The sequence below is a fragment of the Acidobacteriota bacterium genome (assembly GCA_040752915.1).
Classification (GTDB): domain Bacteria; phylum Acidobacteriota; class UBA4820; order UBA4820; family DSQY01; genus JBFLVU01.
Genome location: JBFMHB010000003.1, coordinates 1 through 10,155 on the forward strand (window position 1 = coordinate 1; position 10,155 = coordinate 10,155).

10 protein-coding genes are annotated in these 10,155 nt (G+C 68.6%); 6 read left to right on the forward strand and 4 right to left on the reverse strand.

Going from position 1 to position 10,155, the window contains the following annotated elements; translation table 11 throughout:
• Positions 1 to 107 precede the first annotated feature (107 nt).
• The 6 genes from buk (at position 108) to AB1824_01085 (ending at position 5,364) form a co-directional block, all read left to right on the forward strand.
• Positions 108 to 1,184, forward strand: a complete 1,077-nt coding sequence (buk, locus tag AB1824_01060) for a butyrate kinase (GenBank protein MEW5763538.1) — start codon at positions 108 to 110, stop codon at positions 1,182 to 1,184.
• Positions 1,172 to 2,947, forward strand: a complete 1,776-nt coding sequence (locus AB1824_01065) for a thiamine pyrophosphate-dependent enzyme (GenBank protein MEW5763539.1) — start codon at positions 1,172 to 1,174, stop codon at positions 2,945 to 2,947. Before buk ends, AB1824_01065 begins: the two co-directional genes overlap by 13 nt.
• Before the next feature lie 126 nt (positions 2,948 to 3,073).
• Positions 3,074 to 3,664 carry an indolepyruvate oxidoreductase subunit beta gene (locus tag AB1824_01070; protein ID MEW5763540.1) on the forward strand — a complete coding sequence of 197 codons (591 nt, stop codon included), beginning with the start codon at positions 3,074 to 3,076 and terminating at the stop codon, positions 3,662 to 3,664.
• Complete coding sequence (locus AB1824_01075) at positions 3,645 to 4,562, forward strand: phosphate acyltransferase (protein ID MEW5763541.1); 918 nt, start codon at positions 3,645 to 3,647, stop codon at positions 4,560 to 4,562. Before AB1824_01070 ends, AB1824_01075 begins: the two co-directional genes overlap by 20 nt.
• A gap of 11 nt (positions 4,563 to 4,573) precedes the next feature.
• On the forward strand, positions 4,574 to 5,167 hold the full coding sequence (locus AB1824_01080; protein ID MEW5763542.1) for an NYN domain-containing protein: 594 nt from the start codon (positions 4,574 to 4,576) through the stop codon (positions 5,165 to 5,167).
• Positions 5,164 to 5,364 carry a hypothetical protein gene (locus AB1824_01085; protein ID MEW5763543.1) on the forward strand — a complete coding sequence of 67 codons (201 nt, stop codon included), beginning with the start codon at positions 5,164 to 5,166 and terminating at the stop codon, positions 5,362 to 5,364. Before AB1824_01080 ends, AB1824_01085 begins: the two co-directional genes overlap by 4 nt.
• A gap of 94 nt (positions 5,365 to 5,458) precedes the next feature.
• On the opposite strand, the gene AB1824_01090 is transcribed toward AB1824_01085, so the two are convergent.
• The 4 genes from AB1824_01090 to AB1824_01105 form a co-directional block, all read right to left on the reverse strand.
• A complete protein-coding gene (locus tag AB1824_01090) occupies positions 5,459 to 6,910 on the reverse strand; it encodes a M20/M25/M40 family metallo-hydrolase (GenBank protein MEW5763544.1) in 1,452 nt (483 codons plus the stop codon).
• Between the two features lie 65 nt (positions 6,911 to 6,975).
• Positions 6,976 to 8,919: a methionine--tRNA ligase gene (gene metG, locus AB1824_01095; GenBank protein MEW5763545.1), complete on the reverse strand. Its 1,944-nt coding sequence runs from the start codon at positions 8,917 to 8,919 to the stop codon at positions 6,976 to 6,978.
• A 155-nt stretch (positions 8,920 to 9,074) separates the two neighbouring features.
• Entirely contained in the window at positions 9,075 to 9,458 is a 384-nt protein-coding gene (locus tag AB1824_01100; GenBank protein ID MEW5763546.1) for a hypothetical protein, read from the reverse strand.
• A 104-nt stretch (positions 9,459 to 9,562) separates the two neighbouring features.
• The coding region (locus AB1824_01105; GenBank protein ID MEW5763547.1) for a DUF507 family protein at positions 9,563 to 10,155 on the reverse strand (593 nt) is incomplete at its 5' end.

A 10,155-nucleotide genomic window follows, 5' to 3' on the forward strand; every position in this document is an offset into this window, starting at 1 on the left:
AACCCCTCGGGTGGGCGTGATAAGCCCCACCGTACAAGGGGCTTGGGATCAAACCTTGTGGGTCGGGGCCGGGGCCCTTACCATCATCCCTTGCGCAGGAGACTGCGATGGCCGAACTGTACCGTGTGCTGGTCGTCAATCCCGGGAGCACGGGAACCAAGCTGGCGCTCTATTCGACGGTCGGGCGGGAGGCGGAGGAGACCGTATCCGCCCCGCACGAAAAGGGGCCTCTTCTCGCCCAGCTTCCGACCCGTGTGCAGGCCGCCCGGGAGTTCCTGGCCCGCCACGGGGCGGAGCCCCTTCACGCGGTGGTGGGCCGGGGCGGCCTGATCCGCCCCGTACCTTCCGGGACGCTCGTCGTGAGCGAGGCCATGCTCGAGGACGCCCGCCGGGGCTACCAGGGCGAGCACGTGTCCAATCTCGGGTGCCTCATCGCCCACGAGCTGGCCTCGGAGCGGGGGATCCCCGCCTTTGTGGTGGACCCGGTGGCGGTGGACGAGATGACCCCGCTGGCCCGGTATTCGGGGCTGCCCGGCCTTTCGAGGCAGGCCCTCTCCCACGCGCTCAACCTCCACGCCGCGGCGCGGAAGGCCTGCGAGAGGATCGGCAAGAAGCTGTCCGAGAGCCGCCTCGTGGTGGCCCACCTCGGCGGCGGTTTTTCCATCGTCCCCATGGAGGGCGGGCGCATCGTGGACACGAACAACGCCAACTCGGGAGGCCCCTTCTCCCCGACGCGGGCGGGGACCCTTCCCACCCAGCCCCTGATCAAACTGTGCTTCTCGGGGTCCGTGAGCGCCGCCGATCTCAAGCGCATGACGACCAAGGAGGGCGGCCTGATGGCCCACCTGGGAACCCACGACGCGCTCGAAGTGGAGTCCCGCATCGCGCAGGGGGACCTGAAGGCTCGGGAGGTCTACGAGGCCATGGCCTACCAGACGGCGAAGGAGATCGGAGCCATGGCCACGGTCCTGTGCTGCCGGCTGGACGCGGTGGTCCTCACGGGCGGGCTCGCCCACTCCAACCTCTTCTGCACCTGGGTTTCCGATCGGGTCGCCCCGCTCGCCCCCCTCTTCCGCTTCCCCGGCGAGTTCGAGATGGAGGCCCTGGCCGCCGGGGCCTTCCGAGTCCTGCGGGGGGAGGAGAGGGCCAACCCCTATCCCGGAGATGCGACATGCGAAAGCTGATGCTTGGAAACGAGGCCGTGGCCCGCGGCGCCTGGGAAGCCAGGGTGGGCTTCGGGTCGGGATACCCCGGCACGCCCAGCACGGAGATCCTCGAGGCCCTGGCCGCGTACGAGGACGTGGTGGTCCAGTGGGCCCCGAACGAGAAGGTGGGGTACGAGGTGGCCATGGGGGCGTCCCTTGCGGGGACGCGCGCCCTGGTGACCATGAAACACGTGGGCCTGAACGTGGCCGCCGATCCCCTCTTCTCCTCCTCCTACATGGGCGTGGGCGGCGGGCTCGTGGTGGTTTCCGCCGACGACCCGGGCATGCATTCCAGCCAGGACGAACAGGACAACCGTGCCATCGCCAGGGCGGCCAAGGTCCTCATGGTGGAGCCCTACGACGTGGACGAATCGCGGTGGATGGCGAGGGAGGCCTTCGCCCTCTCGGAGCGCTTCGACTCCCCGGTGATCCTCCGCATGACGACGCGCGTGTGCCACCAGACGGGGGTGGCGCGGCCCGCCGACCGCGTGGATTGGAAAAGCAAGGGCTACCTCAAGGACATCCCCAAGTTCGTCATGCTCCCGAGCCACGCTCGGGAGCGCCGCCACAAAGTGGAGGAGCGCCTGCGGGCGGCCAAGGCCTTCGGCGAGGAGAGCGACCTGTGGAACCCCATCCTCACGGGGACCTCGGACGTCGGCGTCGTCACCTCCGGGGTGAGCTTCGGATACGTCCGCGAGTCTCTCCCCGAGGCATGGATTCTCAAGCTCGGGCTCACGCACCCGCTTCCCATGGAGCGCATCCGCCGCTTTTCCGGAATGGTGAAGCGCCTCTTCGTCGTGGAGGAGCTGGAGCCCTATCTGGAGGAGTCCATCCGGGCCGAAGGGATCGCCGTCGCGGGCGGGCGAGGGCTCTTCCCGTACACCGGGGAACTGAACCTCCCCCTGGTGGAGACGGCTTTGCTGGGCGCCCCGAGGAGCAAGGTCACGGTGGACCTCGGGGACCTCAAGGTCCCCTCTCGTCCACCCACCCTTTGCCCCGGCTGCAGCCACCGCGGCATGTTCACCCTGTTCCGGGAAATGAAGCTGCGCGTCATGGGGGACATCGGCTGCTATACCCTGGGCGCCCTCAAGCCGCTGGGCGCCATGGACTCCTGCATGTGCATGGGCGCCTCGGTGGGGATGGCCGAAGGCCTGGAGAAGTTCGGCGGACCCAAGGAAAAGGGAAAGACCCTCGGCGTCATCGGGGACTCCACGTTCTTCCACTCGGGCATTCCCGCCCTGGTGGACATGATCGTCAACGGCAGCCACGCCACCCTGGTCATCCTCGACAACCGATGGACGGCGATGACCGGCGGCCAGCCCCACCCGGGCACCGGCAAGGACATCCGTGGCAACGACGCGCCCCAGCTCAACGTGGCGGAGGTTTGTCGGGCCCTCGGCGTGAAGCGAGTGGTGGAGGTGGATCCCTACGATCTCGAGAAGACCCGAAGGGTCCTTGAGGAGGAACTCCAGGCCCCCGAGGTCTCCGTCGTGGTGGCCGTGGCTCCATGCCTGTTGGGTGGGCGGATCCCGAAGGGCACCCCCGTGGAGATCCACTTGGAGAACTGCGACCGCTGCGGGGCGTGCATCCGCGTGGGATGCATGGGCATCCACGAGAAGGAAGGTTTCCCCGATCTGGATCCCGACCTCTGCACGGGGTGCGGCGTCTGCGTTCAGGTCTGCGAAGCCGGCTGCATTTCGCTGCCCTCCGTGCAGGGGGAGAAAACGCCCCCGGGGGCCTGATGTTCGGCGGGCGGGACGCCCCGAGCCGGGGGGTCCGCCTGGTTCAATCGGGGCCTGAAGGCAGGACCCGCTGGCCCTGAACCTGGGGGCCCGGCGCGAAGAACGAGCCCTGATGGGGAGAAGGACATGGAGATCACCAACATCCTGTTTGCGGGCGTGGGAGGACAGGGCATCCTGACGAGCAGCCGCGTCCTCGCCCTGGCGGCGGTGGATGCGGGCCTGGACGTCAAGATGAGCGAAGTCCACGGCATGGCCCAGCGGGGAGGGAACGTGGACACGCATGTTCGGATCGGTCCCGAGGTTCCCTCTTCCCTGATCCCGAGGGGTGGGGCGCACTTTCTCGTGGCCTTCGAGAAGCTCGAGGCCCTGCGTTACCTGGATTACTTGCGCGCCGACGGCACGGTCTACGTCTGCCCCCTCGAGATCCCGCCCCTGACCCAGAGCCTCAAGAAGGACTCGGGGTACGTTCCCGACATCGACGGGGTCCTCGCCGCCAAAGCCCCGAACCTCGTCTGGGTGGACGCCGTGACCATCGCCCGCGAGGAGGGGGACCTCCGAATGGTCAACCTCATCCTCCTCGGGGCCCTCTCCATGAAGCTTTCCATGACCGAGGCCAACTGGGAGGCCGCCATCGGCCAGCGCTTCCCGAAGAAGATCCAGGCCGCATGCCTGAAGGCGTTCCGCAGGGGGGTGGAACATGTCCGTCCGGCTCACTGAGTTCGACAAGGTTCTGGAAGTCGCCCTCAAGCGGGCTCCTTACACGGTCGTCGTGGCCTGCGGGCAGGATGGCGCGGCCCTTTCCGCCCTCCTCGCCGCAGAGGAAAAGGGGCTCGCCCGAAGCATCCTGGTGGGGGACCCGGGACTCATCGGGCCGGCCATCGACGCCCTGCCGAAGCGGCTTCAACACGCGGAGATCGCCGACGCCCCCGACGAGGAGAGCGCCGTGCGCCGGGCGGTGGAAATCGTTCGGTCCGGAGAGGGCCAGATCCTCCTCAAGGGCAAGACCCAGACGGGAACGCTCATGCACGCCGTCCTCGACCGGGAGAACGGGCTGAGAACCGGCCGCCTCCTGTCCGACGCCTTCCTCTTCGAGTGCCCCTGCAAAGACGGCGTTCGGTTGGTCTGCATCACGGACGGGGGCATCAACCTCCAGCCCGATCTGGCCGCCAAGCGCCAGATCCTCGAGAACGCCGTGACGCTGTACCACAAGCTCGGGTGCGCCCGGCCCCGCGTGGCCGTCCTTTCGGCCGTGGAAAACGTTCTGCCGGGCCACGCCCCCAGCATGGACGCGGCGGCCCTCACCCGAATGGCCCATTGCGGCCAGATCGCGGACTGCGAGGTGGAAGGCCCCCTGAGTCTCGACCTGGCCATCTCCCCCGAGGCCGTGGCGAAGAAGGGCCACGCCGGGGACGTGGCGGGCCGGGCCGACATCCTCCTGTGCCCGGACATCGTGTCCGCCAACCTCCTGGCCAAATCCACCACCTACTTCGCCAAGCTGCGCCTGGCCCACGTCATCATGGGCGCGGCGGCTCCGGTGCTGATCCCCAGCCGGTCCGACACGCCCGAGGCCAAGATGCTCTCCATCGCCCTGGGCGCCATGACGGTGAGGCACTGAGGGCGCCGCCCGTGAACGGCAAGGCGCTCCTTCTCATCGACGGCGGCTACCTCGATTTCCTCCAGCGGAGCTTCGGCTCGCCGCGGCTGGACTACGGCCGCATGTCCAGAGCCATCTGCGACCACTTCGGGTTTTCTCTCCTGCGGTGCGTCTACTTCAACTGCCTCCCGTATCTGTCGGGGACCCCATCGCCGGAGGAGCAGGAGGCCTACCGGCGGAAGGAAGGCTTCTACCAGCGTCTCCAGAAGCTGGACCGATTCGAGGTCAAGCTCGGCCGTCTGGCCTTTCGGGGCCTCGACGAGGAGACGGGGAAGCCGGTTCTGGAACAGAAGCAGGTGGACGTCCTCCTCGCCGTGGAGATGGTCTACGCCGCCGCCCGCCGTTCCGTGGACGCCATCGTCCTCCTGTCGGGGGACGGGGACTTCGTTCCCGCGGTGAAGATCGTGAAGCGGGAGGGCCTCACCTTCGCCCTCGCCCACGGGCCCCGCAGCGGCCCCAACCTCACCGTCCAGGAGTCCCTCTGGGAGGCCGCCGACCTCCGCCTCACCCTCGACATGGCCTTCCTCGAGCCCCTTTTGAGAAACGACGCGGCGGCGAGGCCGTGACCTACAATTTCGATCCCGATTTGTGGCTGGAGAACCGGAAGCGCGTCCTGGACGCCCGCCGGAGGGCCGGCGATTTCGACGAGACGGCCTATCGAGAGGCGCTCGTGGACCTTGAAAGCCGCTACGAAGCCATGGTGGAGCGTCTGGACGGGACCTTCACGATCCCCTCCGCCGGCTCGCAAGACGAGGCCCCCTGAGTCCGGGACGGCCAGGGGCGCCTTTCCGGATTCGGACCGGGATGGAACAGCCAACTGGCAAGGAGCCTACGGGAGGCGGGACATCCACCACGGCTCATCCGGGACCTGGCGGCGCGTCCGCAAGCAGGATCGCGGCGGCGAGGGCGACGCGCGCGGAGGCCTCGATCGTCCGGGGCGTGATGAAGTAGACCGTGTCCTCGGGGGTGTGGTAGCCCACGTGCTTGCCCCCCATGCCGAAGAGGGAGACGGCGGGAATCCCGGCCTTCAGGAAAGGGCCGTGATCAGCGCGCGCCTCGCCCCGGGAGAGGCCCGCCTTGAGCTGGAAGGTGGGCTCGACCCGGTCGCGGGCCGTCTCGAGGGCGGCATAGATCGCCGGGTGATTCTGGCCGGCGGCCACCCAGGCTCCGTTCCCCGCACCCACCATGTCCAGGTTGAGCACGGCCACGGGCCTGCCGAGACTGGCCGGGAAATGGGCGGCGAGGTGTTTGGAGCCCAGGAGGCCCATCTCCTCCCCGCCGAACCACGCGAACACGAGGCTTCGGGCGGGGCGGGGGCGCAGGCGTGCGGCGGCCCGGGCGGCCTCCAGGAGGGCCGCGCTTCCCGAGGCGTTGTCGTCGGCCCCGGGCAGGAGCCGCGGCCAATCGCCGCAGTGGTCGAGGTGGGCGCCGAGCACGACGCACTCGCCCCGGAGGCCGGGGTCGCTGCCCGGCAGGACGGCCAGAACGTTGAAGCCCGTGGAAAGCACCGGCGGGCCGGCGTCCACCGAGTAGCGGAGGCGGCGCCCCGTGGGGAAGGAGACCGCGCCCCCCGCCTCGAGGGCCTTGCGCAGGTCGTCACATTTGAGGCCCTTTTCGGCGAGGAGTTCGTCGGCGAAGGCCGTCGAGATTTCGCCCGTGAGGGTCCCCGTCAGAGGCTCGCCGTTCGGGCTCGCCACGGCCTGATCCGCCAGAAGGCACGCCGCGGCTCCGTGCGAGGCGGCGTTGGCGTAGCGGGCGTGGGAATCGTTGTAGGCCGACCAGTCCCGGCCGTCCTTGGGCTCGCCGCGCAGGACGACCACGATGCGGCCCTTGACGTCGAGGCCCGCGTAGTCGTCCCGGCCCAGCTCCGGAGCGGTGATGCCGAATCCCGCGAAGACCACCTCCGACGTCACCTCACCGGCGCTCGATGTGAGAATGGGCATGAAGTCCTTGAACATCGTCAGCGCCCGCGGCTCGCCCTGGCCGTCGGCGGGGATTAGCTCCATGGAGGCGGCCCGCATGGAAACGCGCAGGACCGGATAAGGCTGGAGGTGGTCCGGGAACTCGGCGGGCGCCTTCAGGCCGGCCCCCGCGGCCTCGGCGGCCACCCACCGCCCGGCCCTCTCGAAACCCTCCGTGCCCGTCAGGCGCCCGGCGTACTCCGGAGAGGAGAGGCGCGCCACGGTTTCGTAGGCCCCCGCCGTCCGGACGGGCCTCACGGCCTCGGCGAGATCCCGCGGGGAGGAGGCCGGAAGGGACAGGGCCCACAGCAACGCGCCGTGGACGGCGGCGAGCGTGCGCATCCTCATGAGGGTCCTCCTCGAGGCCGCCGCACCCGAATCCTCGGCGTTCGGGATTCGAGGCGCGCCGGCGGTCACGTAATGGGCGACCCGGGCTCCACGTCTTCGAGGAAGGCGAGGAGGACCGGGTCGTCGCCCCGGTGACCCGCCATGATCATGCCGTTGGATTCGACGCCCATGAGCCTGGCGGGCTGAAGGTTGGTGACGAAGGGGCAGATTCGCCCCACGAGGTCTTCAGGGGCGTATTTCTTTCCGATGCCGGCCACGATCTGCCGGCGCTCGGAGCCGAAGTCCACGATCATCCGCACGAGCTTGCTGCTCTTGGGCACGCGCTCGGCCTCGAGGATCTTCCCGGCCCTCAAGTCCACGCGGCGGAACTCGTCGATGGACAGCCGAGGGGGCTCCTGAGGCGCCTGGGTCGCCGCTTCCGGGGAGGGCGGCTCTCGCTTCACGTCTTCCATGGCGATTTCTCTCTTCCTTTCAGGTTCGTTTCGGGCTCCTTCGGAGCCTGAAGCCGCCCTCGCGAAGTACTCCTTCTTGTCAACGCGGGGGAACAGGCCGGCGAGTTTGACGGCCCTTCCCGCCTGAGGGTCCTCCCATCGGGCCGATGCGAGGGTGGCGGGCGCGAAGCCCAGCGCCTTCGCCACGGCCCGGGCCGAGGAGGGCATGGCGGGCTCCAGCGCGAGGGCCACGAGGCGGAGGGAGCGGGCAGCTTCGGAGAGGGTGGCCAGGGCCTCCGGTGTTCCGGCTTGCTTCCACGGCTCCCTCTCCACCAGAAACTTGTTCAGGTCCGACAGGAGCGCCCACAGGGCCAGCAGCGCGTCACGGGGCGAAAGGTCCTTCACGGCCGCGTGGTAGGCGTCCAGGATTTCTAGGGTGCGCGCACGGAGGCTCCCGTCGCCGGTGCCCACCACACCGCCCGCCTGGCGTTCGAGAAGGTTGGTCAGGCGAGAGGCGAGGTTCCCCAGGTCGTTGGCGAGGTCGGCATTGAGGCGGTCGAGGAAGGCCTCGTCGGAAAAGGAGCCGTCGGTTCCGATGGGCTTGTCCCTCAGGAGGAAGTACCGCACCGCGTCGGCCCCGAATTCCGCCGCGTAGGGACGGGGGTCCACGACGTTGCCCAGGGACTTGCTCATCTTGTTGGCGTCCTTCATCCACCAGCCGTGGCCGAAGACGTGGCGCGGCAGGGGGAGGCCGGCGCTCAGGAGGAAGGCGGGCCAGTAGACGGCGTGGAAGCGGAGGATGTCCTTCCCGATGAGGTGCACGTCGGCGGGCCAGAACCGGTCGTAAAGGGCAGTCTCCTCCGATCCGAAGCCGAGGGCCGTCATGTAGTTGGAGAGGGCGTCGAGCCAGACGTAGAGCACGTGCCTGGGGTCGTCCGGGAAGGGGATGCCCCACGCGATGCTCGTCCGGCTGATGGAGAGGTCCTTGAGGCCCGACTCCACGAAGGAGCGGACCTCGTTCATCCGGGAAGCCGGGAGGACGAAGTCCGGGTGCTCCGAGTACAGGCGGAGGAGAGGCTCCTGATACTTGGAGAGGCGGAAGAAATAGGACTCCTCCTCGAGGACCGTCATGGGGTGGCCGAAGTCGGGGCACTTCCCGTCCACCACCTGGTTCTCGGGAAAGAAGGCCTCGCAGGAGACGCAGTAGGGGCCCTTGTAAGCCGCCTTGTAGATGTCTCCCGCGGCGCGAAGCCTCCGGAGCATCTCCAGAACGCCCCGTTCGTGCCGGGCCTCGGTGGTCCGGATGAAATCGTCGTGGGAGATGTCGAGCTGGCGCCAGAGCTCGTGGTAGCGCTCCACCACCCGGTCCGCGAGGGCCTGGGGCGTGATGCCCTCGGACGCGGCGGACTTCTCCACCTTCTGCCCGTGCTCGTCCGTACCCGTCAGAAAGTAGGTCTCGTGGCCCATGGAGCGGTGGTACCGGGCGAGGAAGTCGGCGCAGATGGTGCAGTAGGCGTGACCGATGTGGGGGTAATCGTTGACATAGTAGATCGGCGTCGTGATGTAGAAGCGGTTCATGGGGTCCTCTTCGGGTCGTCCTTCGCGGCTTCGCGGAAAGGCAACGGGGTCATCGGGCGATGAAGAGATCAGAACATTCGCTCCAGGGGCGCAACCCGCCCCTGGAATCGTCCGTGCCCCTCCACCGGTTCCGCCAGCGGGACTCTTGCCGAGCCTTAGTGGTCGTGGCCGCCGTGGGTGGCCGGCGCGGGTGCGGGACGGCCGCCCTCGGGCACGGCCTCGGCTTCTCGCCCCAGCCGCTCCACGGTCTCGGCGATCTCGGCGCGGGTTTCGCCGAAGACCCGGACGAGGGCGAGGACGTATACGGCCGTCGCGAACAGGAGCCACGGGGCCCCGTTGGGGAGATCGCCCCAGCGGGTCACGGCGATGAAGAGCCCCGCCGCCGCCGCCAGAAGTCCCAGCGCAAACCCCGCCGTGTGGGCCTTCCGGGCGCCTCCCTGATCGACGATGCCGGTGCATTCCTGGTAGATCGGGCAGACGGCGCACTCGCGGTACTTCTGGGCGTCCACCACGGCGGTCTTGAAGCAGTCCTTCATCATGGCCGTCCCCTCTGAAAGCTCAAAAGTATAGCACGGGAGCCATACAAGGGAGGGCCCGTCCACCCTCCCTTCGCCCCGTCCTCCCCTGCTCACCTTCGCCCCTTCTACCCCTCCTTCTCCAGGAGTTCCCGGTAGAACTGCTGGTAGAGGGCCTGGTACTCGGGGGAGCCTTCGGGGATGCGGCGCTTGATGCCCAGAACCTTGTCCCTCGCCTTTCTTTCCCGCTCGGCGTCCCTGGCCATCTCGCGCTCGAAGGCCCTCTGGATATGGCTTCGCAGGTCCTCGTCCTTGACGAAATACTCCACCTCGGGGTCGCTGAGGAGGAGGGCCCGGATCTGGAGCGTGAGATCCAGGATCTTCTCGCGGGAAAGCCGGCCCGGGCCCGAGGAGAGCACGTACCCCCTTCGCTGGGCCAGCTCTCCCTTCATTTTCGCGTGGAGGCGGTGCATCTCCACGTCTCCCTGAAGGACGGCCTGGTGATGCTCGGCCAGGAGGGTCCGCACCTCGTCGGTGAGGGCGTCCTCCACCTGGAGGTCCCTCGCGATGAGACGCGCCACCTTCTCCGACGTGCGGTCGGGGTGCTCGCTGGCGATCACCCCTCCGTCCAGCAAGGCGCGTACGATCCGTCGGCCGAGGATGTCAATGAGGGGCTGGGGCAGGCGCATGGGCGGGGTCCTCTGAGGGGGGGGCGGTTTCT

Excerpts from the sequence above, each read along its gene's own strand:
- AB1824_01065 (MEW5763539.1), top strand. The coding sequence starts at position 1,172 with ATGCGAAAGCTGATGCTTGGAAACGAGGCCGTGGCCCGCGGCGCCTGG.
- buk (MEW5763538.1), top strand. The coding sequence starts at position 108 with ATGGCCGAACTGTACCGTGTGCTGGTCGTCAATCCCGGGAGCACGGGA.
- AB1824_01100 (MEW5763546.1), bottom strand. The coding sequence starts at position 9,458 with ATGATGAAGGACTGCTTCAAGACCGCCGTGGTGGACGCCCAGAAGTAC.
- AB1824_01090 (MEW5763544.1), bottom strand. The coding sequence starts at position 6,910 with ATGAGGATGCGCACGCTCGCCGCCGTCCACGGCGCGTTGCTGTGGGCC.
- AB1824_01075 (MEW5763541.1), top strand. The coding sequence starts at position 3,645 with ATGTCCGTCCGGCTCACTGAGTTCGACAAGGTTCTGGAAGTCGCCCTC.
- metG (MEW5763545.1), bottom strand. The coding sequence starts at position 8,919 with ATGAACCGCTTCTACATCACGACGCCGATCTACTATGTCAACGATTAC.
- AB1824_01070 (MEW5763540.1), top strand. The coding sequence starts at position 3,074 with ATGGAGATCACCAACATCCTGTTTGCGGGCGTGGGAGGACAGGGCATC.